We start from the raw sequence: 22,914 nt of genomic DNA on the forward strand, positions 1-22,914 counted from the left end.
CCTATTCTCCCCTTTCTTCCTGCCATATTCTTGTCGTCATATCCTTTTTGTATGTTCCATTCTCCATTTCCAGATCCGGAACTATTACTTTCTCATAAATCCCGCCATTGGAATGCCCTAAGATAACTTCCTCTCCCTTTTTCAGGTTGAAATTCACATTCATAAAACACTCTTCTCCGCTGTAATTCTTACAGCCCACCACAATTCGTTCCCCCGGTTCCAGTATCGTGACCTCCAGATAGTTCATATGTGATGTATTTTCTTTATCCATTAAGAAATAACCCGTTGTATTTATTTCCTGCTCTGAAATATTTCTCAAAGCGATATAGTCTCCTTCCTCGCTTTCCCTTATCTCTTCCAAAACAAGACCATTTCCGGACATCTTCGTGTAAAGCGATACGGTTACACTTCCATCTATTAACATCTTTTCATCAATAATAACTTTCTCTTTTGTCCAAATCGTTCCATTTATCTCCCAATGGGAAAATTCTCTTCCTTCCTGAACCATCGCAGAGAGAATAGTATTACACCCCGTGAAATATATTCCTGTAAATTCTGACTCCTTAAACTCTAGCGAGTTAATGAATACGCCATCTCCTGCATCCATATACACATGAAGATCGTAAGTATCGCCTAACTGCCATAACTCCTTAATGTTATTAATCAAGTTATCCGGAGTCACCTCTGCCCATGCGTTAATACAATCCATCTGCATTTCAAGGTAAACAGAACTGATTTCCGGTAAATCAGGATTATTGATACTCTCCTCAATATACTTTTCCATCTCATTTTTCCTTAAGGAATCCATTTCCTCAAGTACGCGCCTGACATTTTCTGCAGAAAAAGCACCATTTGCCAAATCACAAAGATAGCTGGCAAAATAAGCTCTGCAATCTTCCCTTTCCATCAGTGCTGTAAATAATGGAGCATAATTATTCTCCATTATTTTTACGAGCGTATCGTAGCTTTGGGATTCTTCCAATGTATCCCGCACGGAACCGAGCCCCATAGTTGTATCTACATCATACAGTAAGTATCGATATCTTCCGTCAAATACAGAATTCTCCAAATATTCCTCTTCTGCTGCCACATATCGATAGGCCTTCAAATTATTAAAGGGCCAGTCTTTATTAGCCAAATATACCTCAATACCATAATATTGCAAATAATTTCTTATATCAATATGATTTTTTAGCTCCTCAAATATGGAATCCTCGGTCAAATCGAGCATACTGTATTTATTATAAAGTTCTGTATATTCTTCGGCATATTTATTTGTAAGCTCATCGTCAGAATCAGTAATCATATTCATCTCACTGTCGCCGATTACTACCATTTCCCCATCGTATTTTCCATATTTCTGTTCAAAGTATTCCTTCTCATATGTAGAATGCATCCAATAAAGTCCCTGATAAACCCCATTGATATAAACAGACACAGGACGCACGCTCTGTGTATCCAAAAAACCGGCCTCTTTGGCAAGGGTCAATCCAAGCTCGTCCCTTATAAATCCTTCCGAACGATCATTTCCCGTATTACGTACTTTTAATCGCTTGTACTTTCCTATCACACTGTCATCTATTGACGAATGCAGATCGTCGAAGAAAGCATAGCGGAATTTATTCTGTATATCATACTCGCTTCTTGCATATAGTTGAAAGGACTTCTGCTCCGACTGTCTTGTGAAATTACCTGAAATTCGAATTCCTCCGTTCTGGGAAATAATCCTTTTCCCATCTTCGAACATCTCAATATAAACATCTCTCTCACTATCTCTTCCCCGAAGATTATAATTAGCCGGCGTATGATACTCAACTTCTTCCTCCGGATGTTCTAACAGCCAATCTTCCCGCAGCTTCCCCTCTACAAAGATACCTCTTTCCTGTCCATATAAATCATCCGCTTCAGCACTTACACTTATCACGAGTGTATTATAACGCTGGTCGATATTTTTTCCTACAAAATAAGTGTTTGTATAAATCTTTGACTGAGTCCCATCCTCGAAATCAATACAATATTTAAACACAGTGACTGTTTCCTCTTCCCCCGCCACTAAAGTGATAGGCTTCTTATATAAAAGAGTACCTTCTTTACCCTTTTGCGGTGTGGAGCCATCCATCGTGTATAAAATCTGCCCTTTCTCTCTCGTCATCAACACAAGCATTATATCATTCTCATAAAATCCACTTTTTATAGAAATACTGATTTCTGATACTTCCTCTTCTGCTTGCTCCTCATTCTCAGTCAGTATTTTATTTTCGCCTTGCATATCCATTATAAGGAAGAATACAAGTATAATCATAAGTAAGGCAGAGCATATATAAATCAAACTTTTCCCCTTAATAATAAAAACCCCTTTCTTTTATATAATTACCACCCCCACTTAGCCGCCCGTTCAAATTCTATTCCTTTCTTCCATATATTTCAATGCTATTTATGATAAATTAATTATTTTTTAATTATATTTTAGTATTTTCTCTTTTTTACTGCATAATTATTGTTTTCTTGATACACAAGATAACTTCCCAGTCCTATACTTTTAATCCTTAATAATATCCCATTTGATATGTGAATCATATACATTACTTAATGCATATTTATACTGATGATTCATTGACATACCACACCTCCTATGATAAATTTAACAATATGCTACTTTAAGGGGGTAAACTATGCTAGATACATTACAATCAATTGTCACTTCTCTTAACGGATTTTTATGGGGTCCTCCCATGATCATTTTATTAGTAGGAACTCATCTTTTCCTCACCATCCGTACGAGATGTATTCAGAGGAAAACTTTACTGGCCATTAAACTATCCGTAACAAAGGACGAAGACTCGACCGGAGACATTAGCCAATTCGGTGCTTTAACAACTGCTCTGGCCTCTACTATCGGTACCGGAAACATTATCGGCGTGGGTACAGCTATCGCCCTTGGCGGTCCGGGTGCCGTTCTATGGTGCTGGCTTACCGGCGTATTCGGTATCGCCACCAAATATGCGGAATCGCTAATCGCTGTTAAATATCGTGTACAAACGAAGGACGGGAAAATGCTGGGTGGTGCCATGTATGCTCTTGAACGCGGATTACATATGAAGTGGCTCGGCATCTTATTTGCTTTTTTCGCTGCTCTCGCTTCCTTCGGTATCGGAAGCGGTGTACAAGTCAATGCGATTGCGGAGGTAGTGGAAAACAACCTACATATCGACGGACTCATCGTAGGGATTTTAGTTGCCGCACTGACTACACTCGTTATTTTCGGCGGAGTAAAAAGTATAGCTAACGTATGCGAAAAACTCGTTCCTTTTATGGCTGTTTTCTATGTTCTCGGATGTATCATTATTTTATGCCTCAACTACGATTACATAATACCTGCGGTTAAGACCATTGTTGAACTCGCTTTTACAAAAGGTGCTGCTGCCGGGGGATTGGTCGGTTCCGGAATTATGACTGCCGCAAGATACGGTATTGCCAGAGGACTTTTTTCGAATGAATCAGGCATGGGTTCCGCACCTATCGTAGCAGCTGCCGCGCAGACGAGGAATCCTGTTCGACAAGCGCTTATTTCCTCTACGGGAACTTTCTGGGACACAGTAGTCGTATGCCTTATGACAGGACTCGTTTTAGTAAGCAGTATTATGAAAAATCCTTCTATCGACGTATCCGGTATTGATAACGGTGGACAGCTTACTACACTCGCATTTAACCAGATTCCGATTTTAGGTCCGATTATTCTTGTATTCGGTATTATTACCTTCGCCTATTCTACAATTTTAGGCTGGTCTTATTATGGCGAACGCTGTACTGAATATCTTTTCGGCAAGGCAGCTCGTATTCCCTACCGGATTCTTTATATTATAGTTCTTGTTGTCGGCCCGATTATTAGCCTTAATCTCGTCTGGGATATCGCAGACACATTGAATGCCTTGATGGCCATTCCTAACTTAATTGCCGTTCTTTTATTATCCGGTGTTATAAAAAAGGAGACTGACCATTATTTGAAGCATTTGGATGAAAAAGATAATAGCGAAATCCCTATTGTAAATAAATAATTGTTTTAAGGAGAATTTATATGACTAGTAATGAAATAAAAATCTTAATTTCTATGTCTCTTTATATGTTAGGTATTATCGGTATCGGTTTGTTTTTCATGAAAAGAGCGAATAAAAATAGTGAAAACTATTTCCTGGGCGGTCGTTCTCTCGGCCCTTGGGTCGCTGCTATGAGCGCAGAGGCCTCCGATATGAGCGGATGGCTTCTAATGGGTCTTCCCGGCGTTGCCTATTTCACCGGAATTGCTGATGCTGCCTGGACAGCTATCGGCCTCGCTCTCGGTACTTACATCAATTGGCTCATCGTAGCTAAGAGATTGCGTCGTTATTCATCTATTACCAACGATGCTATTACACTCCCCGACTTTTTCAGCTCCCGTTACCATGAAAGCAAGAAAGTTATTATGACGATTTCTTCTCTTTTCATCCTTATTTTCTTTACCGTTTATGCCTCGAGCTGTTTTGTAACTTGCGGAAAACTTTTCTCCAAGTTATTCGGAACTTCTTACCAATCAATGATGATTTTAGGAGCTATATTCGTTATTGTTTATACCTTCCTTGGCGGTTTTCTTGCCGAAAGTGTTTCTGACTTTGTTCAAGCCTTTGTTATGATATTCGCCCTTTCAGCGATACTGGTTCTCGGTGTTGTAAATGCAGGCGGAATTGCTTCCGTAGTTACCAACGCACAAGCAATTGACGGTTTCTTCAATTTCTTTACTACAGCATCCCCTTCACTTGATACTGACGGAGTGCAGCAAGTTGCGAATGGTGCTGCTTTATTCGGCGAACCTGCTACCTATGGCTTCCTCACCATTATTTCTACTATGTCCTGGGGACTTGGTTATTTCGGTATGCCTCAGGTACTGCTTCGCTTCATGGCGATCCGCAAAGCAGAAGAACTGAAAAAGTCAAGGCGTATCGCCACTGTATGGGTACTTATCTCCCTTTTCTGTGCTGTTTCTATCGGTGTGATCGGACGAATTCTTTTCCCGGCCGAGACATCTTTATTGACGAGCAGTGGCGCGGAAAATATTTTTGTCGTATTATCCCAGAGTTTGCTTCCCCCTCTGTTAGCAGGCATCGTTATGGCAGGGATCCTTGCCGCAACTATTAGCTCTTCGGATTCTTATTTGCTGATTGCAGCTTCGGCCTTTTCTAAGAATATCTATCAGAGCATTCTGAAAAGGGACGCTACCGATAAGCAGGTCATGAAAATATCGCGCATTATCCTCATTGTTATATCCGTAATCGGTATGATAATTGCTCTGGATGAAAACAGTGTTATATTTAAAGTGGTTTCCTTTGCCTGGGCCGGCTTCGGAGCAACTTTTGGCCCCTTGCTCTTATTCAGCCTCTTCTGGAGACGTACTACGAAGGAAGGAGCTATCGCAGGTATGCTTTCCGGAGGAATCATGGTGTTTTTCTGGAACTTGATAGTGAAGCCTTTTGGAAAGTCGATCGGGGGTACCTTAGGTGGCATTCTCGGAATCTACGAATTACTGCCGGCATTCTTAATCTCCTGCGCATTTATTATTATTTTCTCCCTTTTAAGCAAAGGACCTTCCGGAGAAATAATTAAAGAGTTTGAGTTGGCACGAAAAAAAGACTGAGGTCGGTGCATCTTTATTTGTCTTTAATGATTGCATTATAATTGAATTGTATTTTGCACTTATAGATATATTAGCTTACGATATTATTGTATATAAATCGAAAGAAAGAGGATATATGCGGCCACTGCGAGCCCTTATATATCCTCTTTTTATATCCTTTTAATATTTATTATGAATGTTGAGTAATTGATTGTTGGTTGTCGAAAGCCTTACCTCTGTCACATTGGTTTTCTTTCCGGTGCGCGCGGCTTGTATTTTCTAAATGAAACCGGAAAGATATTGGCAAGGAACGGGGCGGCAGCTAGGTACATCCTTGTACCAATCTGCCTAAACACCGCCTCCATGCGGTGTTTGCCCTGCCTGCCCTATGATTTCATTAAGAAAATCTGGCGCCGCTTGCCGACGGAAAGAAAACCAACATGTCAGAGGTAAGGCTATTTCTACATATCGAATAAGAAAGTTTCTGTTTCTCATCATTCTCTAAATAATTTAAGGGAGAATATAAGAAAGAAATAGTGAATAGTCGGCTATTCTATAACGTAAATTATGCCTTCACGGTCCGAATATGGTACGAAAAGGGAGAACGCAGCACCATAGCACTTCTTAGTGTGTACTTCAAAGAAACAGTAAGGTGAGGCATGGATGCCGAGCCAGCCCCGCCACGACAGGACGTCGTGTCAGGGGCGCTTACGTCCATTTCCGACTACCTTTTGTACACACATAGAAGTTCTTGGTGCGAAGTGTTCTTTCATACCACGTTCGGACCGTGAAGGCAGTCACAACCTTTATCCAGTTTAATCTTTACCAATACCTCTATATAGAAAAAGACCCGCCTCCATCAAGCTGTTACATCCAACAACTGACAGAAGCGAGTCTTTTCTTTATTTATATATGCGCACCACCGCATATATAATTCTTATTTGTAATTTACAATCTTGCCAAAGTCCGGTTTAAGAGCAGCTCCGCCTACAAGGCCGCCGTCGATATCAGGCTGTGTAAATAATTCAGGTGCGCTTGCTGCTGATACAGAACCGCCATACTGAATACGGATTGCTGCTGCAGTAGCATCATCATAGATCTCTGCAATGCAGTCACGGATTGCTTTACATACTTCCTGAGCCTGCTCAGTAGTTGCAACCTTACCTGTACCAATTGCCCAGATAGGCTCGTAAGCGATAACTGCCTCTGCTGCCTGCTCTGCCGTTACATTTAAGAAAGCAATCTTAATCTGCTGACGAATCCAGTCAATCGTGATGCCCTGTTCTCTCTGCGTCAAACTTTCACCACAGCAAACTATAGGTGTAATACCATGCTCAAATGCTTTTAATACCTTTTTATTTACAATTTCATCTGTCTCAGCAAAGTATTCTCTTCTTTCGGAGTGTCCGATAATTACATATTTTACTCCAACATCAGTTAACATCTTAGGAGAAATCTCACCTGTGAAAGCACCGCTCTCTTCATAGTACATATTCTCTGCACCGATATTGATATTAGAGCCTTTAGCCGCCTCCATCGCCGGAATGATGTCAATTGCAGGCACACAAAATACTACGTCTGCATCTTCTGTTGCTACTAAAGGTTTTAATGTATTTACTAATTCTACCGCTTCACTGGGAGTCATATTCATCTTCCAGTTTCCTGCAATAATTTTCTTTCTTGCCATTTTTATAATCTCCTGTTAATACGAACTTATCGCTCGCCTTTTATTATTTGTCGTTAGCTGCAGCAACACCCGGAAGTTCTTTTCCTTCGAGGAACTCTAAGGATGCACCGCCGCCTGTAGAAATATGTGTCATTTTATCGCCGAAACCTAACTGATTAACTGCTGCTGCAGAGTCACCACCGCCGATAATCGTTGTTGCATCTGTCTCAGCGAGAGATTTTGCCACTGCAATTGTGCCTTTTGCTAGAACCGGATTCTCGAATACACCCATAGGTCCGTTCCAAACAACTGTCTTAGCGGATTTCACAGCTTCTGCATAAACTTCTGCTGTCTTTGTTCCAATATCAAGACCTTCCATATCAGCAGGAATGTTCTCAGAATCCACTACGGATACTTCGATTTCTGCATCGATAGGATTGGGGAAGGATGCTGCAATTGTTGTATCTTCAGGAAGAAGAAGCTTCTTGCCAAGCTTTTCTGCTTTTTCCATCATTTCCTTACAATAATCGAGTTTCTCCAAGTCTACTAAAGAATTCCCTACTTCATAGCCTTTTGCTTTTAAGAAGGTAAATGCCATACCTCCACCGATAATAAGTGTATCACATTTCTCCAACAGGTTGGAAATAACATTGAGTTTATCCGCAACCTTAGCTCCGCCAAGAATCGCAACGAAAGGTCTCTCCGGAGATTCCACTGCGTTTCCTAAGAAATCAATTTCTTTCTGCATTAAGTAACCAACTACTGCAGTATCTACAAGCTCTGCTACACCTACGTTGGAGCAATGTGCTCTGTGTGCCGTACCAAAAGCATCGTTAACGAAAACATCACAAATAGAAGCTAATTCCTTAGAGAAAGCTTCTCCATTTTTCGTTTCTTCTATTCTGTAACGTGTATTCTCAAGTAAAATTACATCGCCATCATTCATTGCTTCCACTGCTGCTTTTGCATTAGGGCCTACTACTTCAGCGTCCGCCGCAAATTTCACTTCCTGTCCGAGCAATTCAGATAACTTTACAGCAACCGGAGCCAAAGACAGTTCCGGTTTCGCTTCTCCCTTCGGTTTGCCAAGGTGAGAGCAAAGAATTACTTTTCCACCGTCAGCGACCAATTTCTTAATCGTAGGAAGAGCTGCTGTCAAACGGTTCGTATCCGTAATAACGCCACCCTTAAGAGGAACGTTAAAGTCGCATCTGCAAAGTACGCGTTTGCCTTTTACGTTAATATCATCCACCGATTTTTTGTTTAATCCCATATTTATTTCCTCCATTTTAAGTTATAAAAATGTAATAAGGTCCGGTCCATAAGACCGGACCCTTATAGGTCTTCAATACCTTAAATAACGAACGATTAGCCTAATTCAGCGAAGTATTTGATTGTACGAACCATCTGCGATACATAGCTGTTCTCATTGTCATACCAGGAAACAACCTGAACAAGGTTATTGGAACCAACCATTGTCTGAGTAGCATCGAATAAAGATCCGAATGTGCTTCCAATAACGTCACTGGATACGATTTCGTCAGTTGTATAACCAAAAGATTCTGTAGCTGCTGCTTTCATAGCCGCATTGATTTCATCTTTTGTTACAGTTTTCTCTACTGTTGCAACTAAAATAGTTGTAGAACCTGTAGGTGTAGGTACACGCTGAGCGGAACCGATTAATTTGCCATTCAAATCAGGAATAACAAGGCCAATTGCTTTTGCAGCACCTGTGGAGTTAGGAACGATGTTGCAAGCGCCTGCACGGCTTCTTCTCTTATCGCCTTTTCTCTGAGGTCCGTCAAGGATCATCTGATCGCCTGTGTAAGCATGAACTGTTGTCATGATACCGGATTTGATTGTAGCAAGATCATTTAAAGCCTTTGCCATAGGAGCTAAGCAGTTTGTTGTACAAGAAGCTGCGGAGATAACCGTATCTTCTTTTGTCAATACTTCATGGTTTACATTGAAAACAACGGTAGGAAGATCATCTCCAGCCGGAGCGGAAATAACAACCTTCTTAGCGCCTGCTGCAATATGAGCAGATGCTTTGTCTTTGGATGTATAGAAACCTGTACATTCAAGAACTACGTCTACATCTAATTCGCCCCAAGGAAGTTCTGAAGCGTTAGCTTTTGCATAGATTGTAATTTTTTTACCGTTTACAGTAATGGAATCTTCACCATATTCTACAGCGCTTGCATATTTGTAATTACCCTGTGCTGTATCATATTTTAATAAATGAGCAAGCATCTCAGGACTTGTTAAGTCATTGATTGCTACCACTTCATATCCTTCTGCATCGAACATCTGTCTGAATGCAAGACGACCAATACGACCAAAACCATTAATTGCTACTTTTACTGCCATTTTAGATTCCTCCTAAAAATGTATTTGTTTATATTATTTTGCAACCAAAGTATCTGATTGTCAAAACTTTATCAGCAGATTCATTTTACCTAATTTGTCCAAATAATTCAAGTCGTAAATAAAAAATATTTCTTTTTTGTTTGTTTTTTTATAGTTTATTGGTATTTCCTTTCCACATCTTAGGAGAAATGCTAAATATAATATGGATATTCACTACCTTCACAGTTGCAATACAATTATCTCGTTGCCTTTTTCAAATATATCATATACACTTTATCTATAAACGAAAAGGAGGGACAAACTATGAGTATCTTGTCCGATTATCATCTTCATTCTTCTTTCTCAGGCGATTCCAATACTCCTATGGACGTTATGATCGAAAAAGGAATTTCCCTCGGCCTTAAAAATATGTGCTTTACCGAACATATGGATATCGATTACACCTATATAAAAGAAGAAGATATCGGTATGTTCGACTTAAATACCGATTCTTATCTTTTCGACTTGATTAAATATAGAGAAAAATATAAGGATCAAATCAATATTTACTTCGGCGTCGAACTCGGGCTGCAGCCTCACATCGCGAAAAAATTATCAAGCTATGTTAAAAGCTATGATTTTGATTTCGTTATCGGCTCTTCTCATATTTGCAATAAGAAAGATCCTTATTTCCCGCAATTCTATGAAGGCAGGTCCGAAGAGGAGGCTTACCGCGAATACTTCTCTTCCATCCTGGATAACCTTAAGGTCTTTCATAATTTTGATGTATATGGACATTTAGACTATGTAGTGCGCTATGGTCCTAATCGCGACAAGGATTATTCCTATGAAAAATATAAAGATATTCTGGATATCATCCTTATGCGCCTTATCGATATGGAAAAAGGGATTGAAATCAATACGGGAGGCGTCTCCTACGGTTTAAAAGAATTAAATCCATGCACCGGTATTATCAGGCGCTACCGGGAGCTTGGCGGAGAAATCATTACGATTGGTTCCGATGCCCATACACCGGAACGGATTACCAAAGCCTTTGATCGCGCTGCCAATATCTTAAAGGAGTGCGGATATCGATATTATTCGATATTTGCCGGGCGAATGCCTGAATACATCAAACTATAGCATATATGGAATTACCGCAGCTTATTTGCTTCACATGTAACTGTGAGGATACACTGAACAGTTAGGTTATTTTACAATCGTTCCGCCGCCCAGTACATAATTATCTTCATAAAATACCACAGCCTGTCCCGGCGTTATTGCCCGGACGGGCTCATCAAAGGTACATCTGACTTCATCTTCTCCCACTTTTTCTATCAGGCAGGGCGCTCCTTGGTGAGCATATCTGATTTTGGCCGTTACTTTCCTCGGCGCTGTTAAATCTTCCATCCCCATATAATTGATTTGATTGCAGATCAACTCTTTCGAAAAAACGTCTTCACTTTCACCAATCACCACTTCATTTGTTTCCGGGCGTATCTGCGTTACGAATACCGGGTGCCCCATAGAAAGGTTCAATCCTTTTCTTTGCCCTATCGTATAATGAGTGATTCCTTTATGCCGGCCAATAACTTCCCCTGTTACCGATACGAAGTTCCCTTCTCCCGGCACACATCCGTCCGCTTCTCTATCGATAAAGGCCGCATAATCATTATCAGGAATAAAACAAATCTCCTGACTATCCGGCTTGTGAGCTACCGGCATCCCCAAGTTCTTGGCAATTTGGCGGATTTCATCCTTAACATAAGCACCTACCGGCATTAACGTATGCGCAAGCTGGTACTGCGTCAGATTATACAGCGCATAGGTTTGATCCTTAGCTGCTGTCACCGAATTACAAATAGCATATCTTCCGTTCGTAAGCTTTGTTATCTGTGCATAATGTCCCGTAGCGATATAGTCTGCCCCGATATCCATACTTCTTTTTAACAAGGACTCCCACTTCACATAACGGTTACACGCAATACAGGGGTTAGGAGTCCTCCCGTGAAGATATTCCTCCACGAAATAGCTCATAACCCTATCTTTGAAATCTTGTTTAAAGTTCATGACATAATAAGGGATATCGAGAAACTGTGCCACCCTCCTGGCATCATCTACTGCACTGAGACCACAGCATCCGCCATTTTCCTCCACTTCCGCTTCATGCTCATCCTGCCAAATCTGCATGGTAACTCCGATTACGTCATAACCTTCTTCTTTTAACAAATAAGCCGCCACAGAGGAGTCCACTCCTCCCGACATGCCTACTACTACTTTCTTTTTCATGAATTAATATTCTTCCTCTTCTGCTTCTTCGTCTTCATGAATATCTGACTTAGGTGGCTCCAATCCCTCAATTTTAATATTATGCTTCTGCGCATAATCCCAAAGTGCTGCATGAATTGCTTCCTCCGCCAGTAAAGAGCAGTGCACCTTCACCGTCGGAAGTCCGTCAAGCGCTTCCATTACCGCCTTATTCGTAACTAATAAAGCTTCCTGAACTGTTTTGCCTTTTACAAGCTCCGTTGCCATACTGCTCGTAGCAACTGCCGCACCGCAACCGAAAGTTTTGAACTTGCAGTCATTGATAACCCCATTTTCGTCAATATCCAAATACATACGCATAATATCGCCACATTTTGCATTGCCTACCGTACCCACACCGCTGGCATTATCTATCTCGCCTACATTGCGTGGATTCTCAAAATGATCCATTACTTTTTCTGTATACATTATTTCATTCCTCCATATCTAATGGTAATCAAAATCCCTATTAAATACATGTAACAGTCCTATCCTCTCACTGTTACAAATACCTACAACCCGCTTCCGAATAATTCAGCTGTTTATTTTCCATGTTTTTTCATAAAATCCTCATACAGAGGAGACATAGCTCTTAATTTCTCCACAATGCCTTTCACTGTTTCTACTACTGTATCCATTTCTTCCTTCGTATTCTCTTCACTTACACTCAGCCGCAACGATCCGTGTGCGATTTCGTGAGGAAGTCCAATAGCAAGAAGTACATGAGAAGGATCGAGAGAACCGGAGGTACATGCAGAGCCGCTGGAAGCACAGATCCCCTTCATATCAAGCATTATTAAAAGAGATTCTCCTTCAATAAATCGGAAACTGTAATTCACATTATTAGGAAGGCGATTTACACTATCGCCATTTAGACGGCAATAAGGAATCTCCCGTGCGATCTTTTCTATGATATAATCACGAAGTTCCTTCTCCTTGGCTGTTCTTTCTTCCATATTGGCAAAAGCAAGCTCCACTGCCTTGCCGAGTCCTACAATGCCGGGTACGTTCTCTGTGCCCGCACGGCGTCCTCTCTCCTGCTGACCGCCATGAATCAAGGAGCGAATCTTCACTCCCGTACGAATATAAAGGAAGCCAATCCCTTTCGGCCCGTAAAACTTATGTCCGCTGGCACTTAACATATCTATGTTCATTTCATTTACATCGATCGGTACATGACCATAAGCCTGCACTGCATCTGTATGGAATAACACGCCGTGGGCCTTCGCAATCGCTCCGATCTCTTTAATAGGCTGTATCGTTCCGATTTCATTGTTAGCAAACATGATGGAAATAAGAATGGTATCCGGACGAATCGCTTTCTCCAACTCATCCAGCTTCAAAACGCCATTTTCATCCACACCCACATAGGTTACTTCATATCCCTTTTTCTCCAGGTACTGACACGTATGCAATACTGCATGGTGTTCTATTTGAGATGTAATAATGTGCTTTCCTTTTTTTTCATATGCCTCCGCCGTTGCGATCAACGCCCAGTTATCCGATTCCGAACCTCCTGCCGTAAAATAAATCTCATTCGTCTTTGCAGATAAGGTGCCGGATATCTGTTCCCTCGCCTTTGTTACTACTTCTTTCGACTGACTGCCAATGGAATAAATACTGCTCGGATTGCCATACCCTTCTGTAAAATAAGGTAGCATCGCAGTTACTACTTCCGGTGCTGTTTTCGTGGTGGCTGCATTATCTAAATATATGAAATCACCCATGATTATATCTCCTTTCACAAGTTGAAAGAAGCTGATTCTTTCAACTGTTCTACTCCTTTTTCAATTCCTAGTAACCCGCTACGGATTCAGTATTTTCACTATAGCACTCCTCTTATGTTCTGTCAATAAATCAAATTGCATATATTTATAAACAAATCAATTCATTAAGGTACTACATGAAGAAAAAGAATCCCCTCATCCTTGGAACTTTTATTTTGACCATTACCGGCTTTATTAGCCGTTTTATCGGCTTTTTCTACCGTATCTTCCTCTCGCGCGTATTCGGAGCCGAGGGCATGGGGCTTTACCAGCTCATTTCTCCCGTGCTCGCATTAACTTTCTCCGTCACAGTATCCGGCATGCAGACTGCTATTTCTAAGTTCGTAGCGAGCGAAACAAGCACCCGCGACTACAAGTCTTCGTTTCGTATTCTTCTCGTTGGATTCTTCATCGCCATGGCCCTTTCCTTCGGCTGTATGGCGTACATCTATACCTTCTCAGAAATGATTGCTGAGAAGCTGTTGTTCGAGCCGCGTACAGCGCCTCTACTTCGCATTATCTCTTTGTCCATTCCTATGGCTACCGTACATTCTTGTATTAACGGCTACTTCTACGGAATTCGTAAAACCTTCGTTCCTGCTATGACGCAGCTTGTAGAACAGGTAGTTCGCGTCGGAAGTATCTTTCTTCTATATGAAATCTTCAAGTCACACGGACAGACTCCTACGATCAGCTTCGCAGTAGCCGGGCTCGTTATCGGTGAAAGTGCCTCTATGATCGTATCCCTCGTAGCTATTTATCACCGGTTCTATGCGCTAACCAACACTTATGGTATCCTTTCCAAGGTAAGGCAGTCTTTTTATGTCTATTTTAATGATACCAGACGACTCCTTTCCCTTGCAATACCGCTTTCATTAAATCGTACAATCATTAACTTTCTTCAAAGTGTAGAGGCCATCTACATTCCGCAGAGACTACAGCTTTATGGCTACGATAACGCTAAGGCACTGAGTGTATACGGGGTCTTAATGGGAATGTCCCTTCCTCTCATTTTATTTCCCTCTGCCATTACTAACTCTATCTCCGTACTTCTGCTCCCTCTCGTATCGGAGGCCGATGCGGTAAACAATCAGAAGGCAATAAAAAAAGCAGTAAGAACTTCCATTAAATATTGTTTCTTATTGGGATTTTTATGCACCGGAATCTTTCTGGCATCCGGACGGTTTATGGGAATGCTCCTGTATGAAAGCCACCTCGCTGGAACTTTCATTCTCGTTTTAAGCTTTATCTGTCCCTTTATGTATGTAGCAAGTACCTTGAATAGCATTCTAAACGGACTCGGAAAAACAGGCCTTACTTTTACATACAGTATGCTCAGCCTTATCTTCCGTCTATTTTTTGTTTTCTTCTCCATTCCTGTTTTCGGCATCCAAGGATATTTGATCGGCCTTCTCGCAAGCCAGCTTCTGCAGACCTCTCTTTGTGTCTTCGCCGTAAGAAAATACTTAAGAGACTGATTTTAACAGTTGCTTAAATATTTTCCATATATTATAATTCGTATTATATGTGTAATATTTCGTAACTATTTAGCAGGTCTGCGCATTTGCTTCGCTGACCGCAAGAATTATTCGCATATTTGGAATGTTAATGAAGACTGCCGCCACCCGCGGCATGGGAGGTACTTGAATGTCATTTGAATTTGTACAGAAACTGCCGACCCCGGACGAAATCCGAAGCGAATTCCCCGTACCGGCGAGACTGAATGAACTGAAAAAAGAAAGAGATGCCCAAATCCGTGATGTGATTACAGGCAAAAGCAATAAATTTCTCGTTATTGTTGGCCCTTGCTCCGCAGACAATGAAGATGCTGTTTGCGAATATGTAAGTCAACTTTCTAAAGTAAATGAAAAAGTAAAGGACAAGCTGATTCTCATACCCAGAATCTATACGAACAAACCGCGCACTACCGGTGAGGGGTATAAAGGAATTATCCATCAGCCCGACCCTGAGAAAAAACCCGACTTTCTGGCCGGTCTTATCGCGATGAGGAAGATGCAGATTCGCGCCATCGAGGAATCCGGACTAACCGCTGCGGATGAAATGCTTTATCCTGAAAACTGGCGCTATCTCTCCGATATTCTTTCTTATGTAGCCATAGGTGCACGCTCTGTGGAGGATCAACAGCACAGACTGACTGTCAGCGGCTTCGATGTTCCCGCAGGAATGAAGAATCCTACCAGCGGCGACTTCTCCGTTATGCTTAATTCCGTACATGCTGCCCAGCAGCCTCATTCTTTTATATACAGGGGATGGGAAGTCAATACTTCCGGTAACGATCTGGCACATACCATTTTACGTGGCGCTGTAAACAAACATGGAAGGAATCTTCCTAACTACCATTATGAAGATCTCAATACCCTTCTTGAACTATACGGTGAAAGAGATCTGAAACACCCCGCTTGTATCATTGATGGCAACCACAGCAACTCCAACAAGCTATTCAAAGAGCAGGTAAGAATTGTAAAAGAAGTGATGCATAACCGTAAGCTGAACAAAGATATTTACAAATTGGTAAAGGGTGTTATGATTGAAAGCTATCTGGAAGAAGGTTGTCAGAAGATTGGGGAAGGCATCTACGGAAAATCCATTACCGACCCTTGCCTCGGTTGGAAAGATACGGAAAAACTTATCTATGATATCGCAGAATATGAATAATTCAAAATAACTTTGTATCCCAATAGGTTGAAACCCTATTGGGATATTTTGATATGAGATATAATAAGAAACTTTATTACCGAAAATAGACGAAGCAACACTTCCCTTCTCAAAACATCTTCAGAAATCGGGACAGAAGTATAGGATTCACATAGCTCTCTATTAGGCTTCCGATAAAAATAGCCACTAAAATGATAGTAAGCTGAAGAAGCTTCTTCATATAATATTGCTGGCGCATTCCATACCCATTCTCATATACCTTGTGGGGATAATAAAGCCCCGCACAAATCTGCCAGCACCATCGCATAAGCATAAGGTAGGCAGGAACGAGTAACAGATATTGGGGGAAGGTACCGGCTATTATAAGAAAAATACCTTTGATTCCATACCGCATGGCTGCTGTAGATAAAAATATCCCAGCCATCATCCCCATAAATCCAGCATATAAAGAAACGCTGAGTATACCTACGTAAGTAGTTGCAAGCAGACATAAAAACAGCATTGTCTTGAGCCTTCCCTTCAAAATATAAAGTAAAAATGCACTGCCGTTAATGTCCAAATATTTCAATCTGTTCAAGGAAGCCGCTCCGAGCAAATCCATTTCTCCAAAAAAGATGTTTTTCCATATATTAATCATAAGTATTCCTATAAGAAAGCCACACAAAAACAAATACAGCCAGCTTATATGCCGGCTGTATGTACCTGTCCTTTTATACACCTGTTACACCGTCACACATGAATTTATACAATATATGTATGACGGTATATATCAATTCCATTTATTTAGAATATTTATGTAACTGTGAAGAAATCTTACAGTTGCATATTTGTAATAGTTCAGTTCCCTCAAAGTTACCGATATTTATCTTTATAGGTCATAATCGCTGAAATCGTTTTGGAATCTTCTATTTTCCCTGAATAGATCATCTCACAAAGTTCTTCCACCGAATAAGCTTCTACATGAATAAACTCATCCTCGTCCAGGTGCTGTTTGCTCTCTATCAAGTTATGGGCAACATAGATATCTATTTTTTCGTTGCAAAATGCCACCGTAGTACGAATCGTAAGCAGTAACTCTAAGTCCTTCGAACGATAGCCGGTCTCCTCTTCCAATTCCCTGGCGGCGGCATCCTTCGTCGGTTCCTCAGGTCCGTTCAATCCCCCGGCTGGAATCTCCAAAGTATATCGTTCCAAAGCGTTACGATACTGGCGTACCATAAGAAGTTTACCATCTTCCTTAACCGGAATTACAGCAGCCGCCCCTTTATGGCCGATAAAATCCCATTTTACAATATTTCCATTAGGAACTTGTATCGTATCCTTATAAAAGTCCACAATAGTCCCTCGATATACCAACTCACGGTTCAGCCTCTTGAATTCTTCTGCCATAGCTTTCCCCTTATGCTTGTTGCGCCAACAACATCTCTACGCTTACTAACTTCACGCATAATACGAATAAATCAGTTGCTGCACGGAGTTCCTCCGGAGTGGGGAATGTAGGTGCCAAACGAATATTGCTGTCTCCCGGATCCTTTCCATAAGGGAAGGTAGCTCCTGCCCCTGTGAGAACTACACCGGCTTCTTTGCATTTTGCGACAATTTTCTTCGCACATCCATTCAGAGCTTCAAAGGAAATAAAATATCCGCCCTTTGGCTCTGTCCACTGAGCTATTTCAAGTCCACTGAGCTCGCATTCCAATACCTTAAGTACCGCCTCGAACTTAGGACGTATAATCTGTGCATGTTTCTTCATATGAGCTTCTATACCATCGAAGTCTTTAAAATATCTTACATGACGAAGCTGGTTTATCTTATCGTATCCTATCGTCTGCATTGTCATAGACTTGCGCATATCATCGAGATTTTCTTTGGAAGATGCGATTGCCGCAATCCCTGCCCCCGCAAAACTAACTTTAGAAGTGGAGCAGAATTCATATACGATATGGGGATTTCCTGCTTTCTCACATTCAGCCAGTATATCCAGAATATGATCCTGTTTCTCTTCATACAAATGATGAACGACATAAGCATTATCCCAGAAAATTCTAAAATCTTTCGCCGCCGGTTTCAACGCCGCAAATCGCTTCACGGTCTCCTCAGAATAAGAATATCCCTGGGGATTAGAGTATTTAGGCACACACCAAATTCCCTTTACCGCCTCATCTTCGCTCACAAGCTTCTCCACAATATCCATATCAGGGCCCTGCGGAGTCATAGGTACCGTAATCATCTCTATCCCGAAATGCTCCGTTACGGAAAAATGTCTATCATATCCCGGTGCCGGGCACAAAAATTTAACCTTACCCAATTTACACCAAGGCGTACTTCCTAGCACACCGTGTGTCATAGAACGTGAAATGGTATCGTACATAATCGATAAGCTCGCATTCCCGCATACAATTACATTATCCGCATTAGCCACTCCCATCATATCGGCCATCAATTTCTTCGCCTCAGGAATGCCGTCCACTAAACCGTAGTTTCTGCAATCCATACCTGCCGCCGTCTTATAATCGGAAGAAGAATTAAGAACATCCATAATATCCATTTCCATATCGAACTGGGAAGCTGCCGGTTTACCTCTTGACATATCAAGATTTAATCCTTTGCTCTTCGCATCTTCATATTCTGCCTCTAATGCTGCCTGTAACTGTAATAGTTCTTCTTTACTTAAGTCTTTGTACGATTTCATTTCTTCACCATCCTATTAATAATCCATGTAAATTGTATATTTATCCTGCTCATTCCGCATTGGATAATCGTATACAATCATACATCTCGTTTATTCTACTACAAGGTATGCAATAGCACAAGAACTTTTTATAAAAAAATTAAGAATTAGGAAAAGGCATTAAAAAAAGCGGTAAACTTAAACTTGTTTACCGCTTCTTACTATTCTTTGTTTCATACTATACGACATTATTTCGCGTAGTCTATTACCCTTGATTCTCTGATTACATTGACTTTAATCTGACCGGGATATTCCAACTCTGCTTCAATCTGCTTGGAAATATCTCTAGCTAATAATATCATATCAGCATCCGTAATCTGATCAGGAACTACCATTACTCGAACCTCTCTACCCGCCTGTATAGCAAAAGATTTGTCAACACCTTTGAAATTGTTTGTAATATCTTCTAATTGTTTCAATCTGCTTGTATATGTCTCTAAGGTTTCTCTTCTTGCACCCGGTCTTGCCGCCGAAATCGTATCGGAAGCTTGTACCAAACATGCAATGAGAGACTGTGGTTCCACATCTCCATGATGTGATTCCACCGCATTAATTACAATAGCTGATTCTTTGTATTTCCTACAAAGCTCAACTCCAAGTTGAATATGAGAACCTTCCATTTCGTGGTCAACAGCCTTACCGATATCATGCAGTAAGCCTGCTCTCTTCGCCATTCTGACATCGAGCCCCATCTCCGCTGCTAAAAGCCCGGATAACTGAGCTACTTCAATCGAATGCTTTAAAGCATTCTGACCATAGCTGGTTCTGAATTTCATTTTACCAAGTAATCTTACAAGTTCAGGATGGATACCATGTACACCCACTTCAAGCGTTGCGGCTTCACCTTCCTCTTTTATCATTACTTCAACTTCTTTTTGCGCCTTTTCAACCATCTCTTCAATTCTTGCCGGATGGATACGTCCATCTACAATTAATTTTTCGAGAGCAATTCTTGCGACTTCACGTCGAATCGGATCAAAGCCCGATAAAATGACCGCTTCCGGCGTATCGTCAATAATAAGGTCCACGCCTGTCATCGTTTCGAGAGTTCTGATATTTCTTCCCTCTCTACCGATGATTCTGCCTTTCATTTCGTCATTCGGAAGCTGTACAACGGATATGGTGGTCTCAGATACATGGTCTGCCGCACATTTCTGAATGGCTGTCACCACGTATTCCTTCGCTTTCTTATCTGCTTCTTCCTTAGCTCTGCTTTCCATTTCTTTGATCATTACAGCAGATTCATGTTTTACTTCATCTTCAACAATTTTCAATAAATAATCTTTTGCTTGTTCGGAGGTTAAACCTGAGATTCTTTCTAGTTCCTGTAGTCGCTGTTCGTTGAGTTGAGAGATTTCTTCGCGCTGTTTCGCCAAAGATTCCTCTTTTGCAATCAAGCCTGCTTCCTTCTTTTCGATAGCTTCTGATTTCTTATCGATGTTCTCTTCTTTTTGCTGGACTCTGCGCTCATAACGCTGCGCTTCCGCTCTTCGCTCTTTAATTTCTTTGTCGAGTTCATTTCTCGTACGAATGGACTCTTCTTTCACTTCGAGCAAAGATTCGCGCTTTTTCGTCTCAGCAGTCTTCAAAGCTTCATCAATAATTTCCCTTGCCTTATCTTCCGCATTGCCAATCTTAGACTCCACAATCTTCTTGCGATAAGATGTTGCGACAAATGCCGACACCGGCACAGAAATAATCAGAGTTGCAAGCACTGCTATTACAACATACATGTACAGGAGCACCTCCTTATTTAATTTTCATTGTACTGTTATCTAATATAGAATGTGGTAAATCTAATACATTCTAATAAGCGATTTTACAACAGTTAAATTTTAAACTTAAATTGGACTTATGTCAAGTAAAAGTGCTCTTCTTATTGTATCCGTTCCAAAACCCTTTCTATATAAATATGCCGCAAGCTTCTGTTTTTCCTCGTTAGATGCACTCTTTGCATCATATTTCTTTTTTTGCAGAAGTTCTACTGCCATAGAAATTTCATCCGGCTCATTTCCTTCTTCCTTCCGTTTATCGAAAATTTCGTCGATAATACGCTTATCAATTCCTTTTTTCAAAAGATCCTGTTCTATCCGTCTCTTACTTTTTGTCTCACAATGATATTCGACAAAGTCTTCACAGTAACGTCTGTCATCCACATATCCATAAGACTTTACATAGTCGAGCGCTTCATCAATAAACTGCTGTATATATTCTCCTGTTTTCAACTTATCCCTAAGCTGCTTTTCCGTATAGTTTTTGGACTTTAGAAGGTTCATACAACGAAGCTTCGCCCGTTTAGGGAGTATATTTTGACAAATTTCCTTATAGGCAGACGCTTCTATCTCGGTCTCTTCTTTTATGGAAAAAAGACGTAATTCGCCTTTGTAAACAACAAAGGCGAATTCATGGTCAATATATACTTTTACTCTTTTTTTATCGAGTTCTTCTATCTTAGTAACAATCATTATTTTTTACTCAGCTTTTTTCTTTTTCTTCTCTGTGGCTGTCTCTTCACTTCCTGTTACAGGAACTTCCTTTACCAGTCCATAGTGCTCTCGCACTTTCTGTTCCACCGTCGCAGCAATCTCCGGATTATCCTTTAAATACTGTTTCGCATTCTCCCTGCCTTGCCCTATCTTCGTACCATCATATGCATACCAAGCTCCGCTTTTATTAATGATATTTATCTCCGCTGCCAAATCAAGAATATCACCTACGGTAGAGATTCCCTCGCCGAACATAATATCGAATTCTGCCTCTTTAAAAGGAGGAGCCACTTTATTTTTAACGATTTTCACTCTCGTTCTGTTACCTACGATTTCCCCACTTTGCTTCAACGATTCAATTCTCCTTACATCGAGACGGACGGAGGAATAGAATTTCAACGCACGGCCGCCGGTAGTAGTCTCCGGATTACCGAACATAACACCTACCTTCTCACGAAGCTGGTTGATAAATATAACGGTACAATTAGATTTACTGATAATTCCTGTCAGCTTTCTAAGTGCCTGAGACATCAAACGAGCCTGAAGGCCTACATGGCTATCTCCCATATCTCCATCTATCTCAGCCTTGGGAACGAGAGCTGCTACGGAGTCCACAACAACAATATCGATGGCTCCGGAGCGAACCATAGTCTCTGTGATCTCCAGCGCCTGTTCACCGTTATCCGGCTGCGAAATATATAGATTATCCACATCCACGCCAATCTTTTTCGCATAGGCAGGATCCAATGCATGTTCTGCATCGATAAAGCCTGCAATTCCGCCTCTTTTTTGCACTTCTGCTACCATATGTAATGTAACTGTCGTCTTACCGCTCGATTCCGGTCCGTATATCTCTACTACTCGTCCTCTGGGAATTCCCCCCAATCCAAGAGCGATATCGAGGCTAAGGGCCCCTGTTGGAATCGTCTCAACGTTCATCTGCACGCTGGGATCTCCCAGCTTCATTACCGCACCCTTGCCGTACTGCTTCTCTATCTGCACAAGGGCGGCATCCAAGGCTTTTAACTTTTCTTCTTTTTCCATCTCTTTTCTCCTTCATCTATCATTAAAAGGTAACTGTCAGTACTCTCACAGTTACATGTTCATAGACATAATCAGAACGTAGGTTCTTCACAATTAATAGAATAAAACAAATGTTCGATTTTGTCAATATCTTTTTCTGTTTTCACTTTTGTATTTTCTGAATCTTAGCCGAAGCGGCGGATATGCACTAAAATACCACTATGTATTCGCGAATAGTTCTTTCTACTAAGATATCATATTGAATA

Annotated in this window: 18 protein-coding genes; 5 read left to right on the forward strand and 13 right to left on the reverse strand. The window is 41.1% G+C overall.

Features of this window, described 5'->3' with window-relative positions; translation table 11 throughout:
- Nucleotide 1: 1 nt before the first annotated feature.
- On the reverse strand, nucleotides 2-2,302 hold the full coding sequence (locus RBB56_RS00980; RefSeq protein WP_306720518.1) for a CotH kinase family protein: 2,301 nt from the start codon (nucleotides 2,300-2,302) through the stop codon (nucleotides 2-4).
- 370 nt (nucleotides 2,303-2,672) lie between these two features.
- Between RBB56_RS00980 and RBB56_RS00985 the strand changes: the two genes are divergently transcribed.
- Together RBB56_RS00985 and putP are read left to right on the forward strand one after the other, a co-directional pair.
- Entirely contained in the window at nucleotides 2,673-4,055 is a 1,383-nt protein-coding gene (locus tag RBB56_RS00985; RefSeq protein WP_306720519.1) for an alanine/glycine:cation symporter family protein, read from the forward strand.
- A gap of 20 nt (nucleotides 4,056-4,075) precedes the next feature.
- The gene (gene putP, locus RBB56_RS00990; protein ID WP_306720520.1) at nucleotides 4,076-5,665 is read left to right on the forward strand and encodes a sodium/proline symporter PutP; all 1,590 of its coding nucleotides are present in this window, start codon (nucleotides 4,076-4,078) and stop codon (nucleotides 5,663-5,665) included.
- A gap of 916 nt (nucleotides 5,666-6,581) precedes the next feature.
- Here the strand turns inward: putP and tpiA are convergent.
- The 3 genes from tpiA to gap all read right to left on the reverse strand — a co-directional run bounded on the left by tpiA (nucleotide 6,582) and on the right by gap (nucleotide 9,680).
- Nucleotides 6,582-7,331: a triose-phosphate isomerase gene (gene tpiA / locus RBB56_RS00995; protein WP_306720521.1), complete on the reverse strand. Its 750-nt coding sequence runs from the start codon at nucleotides 7,329-7,331 to the stop codon at nucleotides 6,582-6,584.
- Nucleotides 7,332-7,374: 43 nt separating this feature from the next.
- On the reverse strand, nucleotides 7,375-8,583 hold the full coding sequence (locus RBB56_RS01000) for a phosphoglycerate kinase (protein WP_306720522.1): 1,209 nt from the start codon (nucleotides 8,581-8,583) through the stop codon (nucleotides 7,375-7,377).
- 95 nt (nucleotides 8,584-8,678) lie between these two features.
- Nucleotides 8,679-9,680: a type I glyceraldehyde-3-phosphate dehydrogenase gene (gene gap / locus RBB56_RS01005; RefSeq protein WP_306720523.1), complete on the reverse strand. Its 1,002-nt coding sequence runs from the start codon at nucleotides 9,678-9,680 to the stop codon at nucleotides 8,679-8,681.
- A 303-nt stretch (nucleotides 9,681-9,983) separates the two neighbouring features.
- Here gap and RBB56_RS01010 point away from each other — a divergent pair, with 303 nt between their 5' ends.
- Nucleotides 9,984-10,802, forward strand: a complete 819-nt coding sequence (locus tag RBB56_RS01010) for a histidinol-phosphatase HisJ family protein (protein WP_306720524.1) — start codon at nucleotides 9,984-9,986, stop codon at nucleotides 10,800-10,802.
- Between the two features lie 66 nt (nucleotides 10,803-10,868).
- On the opposite strand, the gene mnmA is transcribed toward RBB56_RS01010, so the two are convergent.
- The 3 genes from mnmA to nifS form a co-directional block, all read right to left on the reverse strand.
- Entirely contained in the window at nucleotides 10,869-11,948 is a 1,080-nt protein-coding gene (mnmA, locus tag RBB56_RS01015; RefSeq protein ID WP_306720525.1) for a tRNA 2-thiouridine(34) synthase MnmA, read from the reverse strand.
- A gap of 3 nt (nucleotides 11,949-11,951) precedes the next feature.
- Entirely contained in the window at nucleotides 11,952-12,395 is a 444-nt protein-coding gene (gene nifU / locus RBB56_RS01020) for a Fe-S cluster assembly scaffold protein NifU (protein ID WP_306720526.1), read from the reverse strand.
- Nucleotides 12,396-12,508: 113 nt separating this feature from the next.
- Nucleotides 12,509-13,693, reverse strand: coding sequence for a cysteine desulfurase NifS (nifS, locus tag RBB56_RS01025; RefSeq protein ID WP_306720527.1), 1,185 nt, complete (start codon nucleotides 13,691-13,693; stop codon nucleotides 12,509-12,511).
- 176 nt (nucleotides 13,694-13,869) lie between these two features.
- On the opposite strand from nifS, the gene RBB56_RS01030 reads away from it, so the two are divergent.
- Both RBB56_RS01030 and RBB56_RS01035 read left to right on the forward strand, forming a co-directional pair.
- Nucleotides 13,870-15,210, forward strand: a complete 1,341-nt coding sequence (locus RBB56_RS01030; protein ID WP_306720528.1) for a putative polysaccharide biosynthesis protein — start codon at nucleotides 13,870-13,872, stop codon at nucleotides 15,208-15,210.
- Nucleotides 15,211-15,379: 169 nt separating this feature from the next.
- Entirely contained in the window at nucleotides 15,380-16,408 is a 1,029-nt protein-coding gene (locus RBB56_RS01035) for a 3-deoxy-7-phosphoheptulonate synthase (protein ID WP_306720529.1), read from the forward strand.
- 109 nt (nucleotides 16,409-16,517) lie between these two features.
- On the opposite strand, the gene RBB56_RS01040 is transcribed toward RBB56_RS01035, so the two are convergent.
- The 6 genes from RBB56_RS01040 to recA all read right to left on the reverse strand — a co-directional run bounded on the left by RBB56_RS01040 (nucleotide 16,518) and on the right by recA (nucleotide 22,669).
- Nucleotides 16,518-17,045, reverse strand: a complete 528-nt coding sequence (locus tag RBB56_RS01040) for a stage II sporulation protein M (RefSeq protein WP_306720530.1) — start codon at nucleotides 17,043-17,045, stop codon at nucleotides 16,518-16,520.
- A 215-nt stretch (nucleotides 17,046-17,260) separates the two neighbouring features.
- Nucleotides 17,261-17,797 (reverse strand): NUDIX hydrolase, encoded by a 537-nt coding sequence (locus RBB56_RS01045; RefSeq protein WP_306720531.1) that lies wholly within the window; start codon nucleotides 17,795-17,797, stop codon nucleotides 17,261-17,263.
- A 10-nt stretch (nucleotides 17,798-17,807) separates the two neighbouring features.
- Nucleotides 17,808-19,100, reverse strand: coding sequence for an aminotransferase class I/II-fold pyridoxal phosphate-dependent enzyme (locus RBB56_RS01050; RefSeq protein WP_306720532.1), 1,293 nt, complete (start codon nucleotides 19,098-19,100; stop codon nucleotides 17,808-17,810).
- A gap of 227 nt (nucleotides 19,101-19,327) precedes the next feature.
- Nucleotides 19,328-20,872: a ribonuclease Y gene (gene rny, locus RBB56_RS01055; protein WP_306720533.1), complete on the reverse strand. Its 1,545-nt coding sequence runs from the start codon at nucleotides 20,870-20,872 to the stop codon at nucleotides 19,328-19,330.
- Nucleotides 20,873-20,980: 108 nt separating this feature from the next.
- Nucleotides 20,981-21,604, reverse strand: coding sequence for a regulatory protein RecX (locus tag RBB56_RS01060; RefSeq protein WP_306720534.1), 624 nt, complete (start codon nucleotides 21,602-21,604; stop codon nucleotides 20,981-20,983).
- A 6-nt stretch (nucleotides 21,605-21,610) separates the two neighbouring features.
- Nucleotides 21,611-22,669 (reverse strand): recombinase RecA, encoded by a 1,059-nt coding sequence (recA, locus tag RBB56_RS01065; protein ID WP_306720535.1) that lies wholly within the window; start codon nucleotides 22,667-22,669, stop codon nucleotides 21,611-21,613.
- Nucleotides 22,670-22,914: the final 245 nt, after the last annotated feature.

This window comes from Kineothrix sp. MB12-C1 (assembly GCF_030863805.1).
Lineage (GTDB): Bacteria > Bacillota > Clostridia > Lachnospirales > Lachnospiraceae > Kineothrix.

Bases quoted from the DNA above. Each gene is read 5' to 3' on its own strand.
- nifS (WP_306720527.1), bottom strand. From the start codon at position 13,693: ATGGGTGATTTCATATATTTAGATAATGCAGCCACCACGAAAACAGCA.
- recA (WP_306720535.1), bottom strand. From the start codon at position 22,669: ATGGAAAAAGAAGAAAAGTTAAAAGCCTTGGATGCCGCCCTTGTGCAG.
- RBB56_RS01045 (WP_306720531.1), bottom strand. From the start codon at position 17,797: ATGGCAGAAGAATTCAAGAGGCTGAACCGTGAGTTGGTATATCGAGGG.
- RBB56_RS00980 (WP_306720518.1), bottom strand. From the start codon at position 2,302: ATGATTATACTTGTATTCTTCCTTATAATGGATATGCAAGGCGAAAAT.
- RBB56_RS01000 (WP_306720522.1), bottom strand. From the start codon at position 8,583: ATGGGATTAAACAAAAAATCGGTGGATGATATTAACGTAAAAGGCAAA.
- putP (WP_306720520.1), top strand. From the start codon at position 4,076: ATGACTAGTAATGAAATAAAAATCTTAATTTCTATGTCTCTTTATATG.
- RBB56_RS01050 (WP_306720532.1), bottom strand. From the start codon at position 19,100: ATGAAATCGTACAAAGACTTAAGTAAAGAAGAACTATTACAGTTACAG.
- tpiA (WP_306720521.1), bottom strand. From the start codon at position 7,331: ATGGCAAGAAAGAAAATTATTGCAGGAAACTGGAAGATGAATATGACT.
- RBB56_RS01060 (WP_306720534.1), bottom strand. From the start codon at position 21,604: ATGATTGTTACTAAGATAGAAGAACTCGATAAAAAAAGAGTAAAAGTA.
- nifU (WP_306720526.1), bottom strand. From the start codon at position 12,395: ATGTATACAGAAAAAGTAATGGATCATTTTGAGAATCCACGCAATGTA.
- rny (WP_306720533.1), bottom strand. From the start codon at position 20,872: ATGTATGTTGTAATAGCAGTGCTTGCAACTCTGATTATTTCTGTGCCG.
- mnmA (WP_306720525.1), bottom strand. From the start codon at position 11,948: ATGAAAAAGAAAGTAGTAGTAGGCATGTCGGGAGGAGTGGACTCCTCT.
- RBB56_RS01035 (WP_306720529.1), top strand. From the start codon at position 15,380: ATGTCATTTGAATTTGTACAGAAACTGCCGACCCCGGACGAAATCCGA.
- RBB56_RS01030 (WP_306720528.1), top strand. From the start codon at position 13,870: ATGAAGAAAAAGAATCCCCTCATCCTTGGAACTTTTATTTTGACCATT.
- RBB56_RS01010 (WP_306720524.1), top strand. From the start codon at position 9,984: ATGAGTATCTTGTCCGATTATCATCTTCATTCTTCTTTCTCAGGCGAT.
- RBB56_RS01040 (WP_306720530.1), bottom strand. From the start codon at position 17,045: ATGATTAATATATGGAAAAACATCTTTTTTGGAGAAATGGATTTGCTC.
- RBB56_RS00985 (WP_306720519.1), top strand. From the start codon at position 2,673: ATGCTAGATACATTACAATCAATTGTCACTTCTCTTAACGGATTTTTA.
- gap (WP_306720523.1), bottom strand. From the start codon at position 9,680: ATGGCAGTAAAAGTAGCAATTAATGGTTTTGGTCGTATTGGTCGTCTT.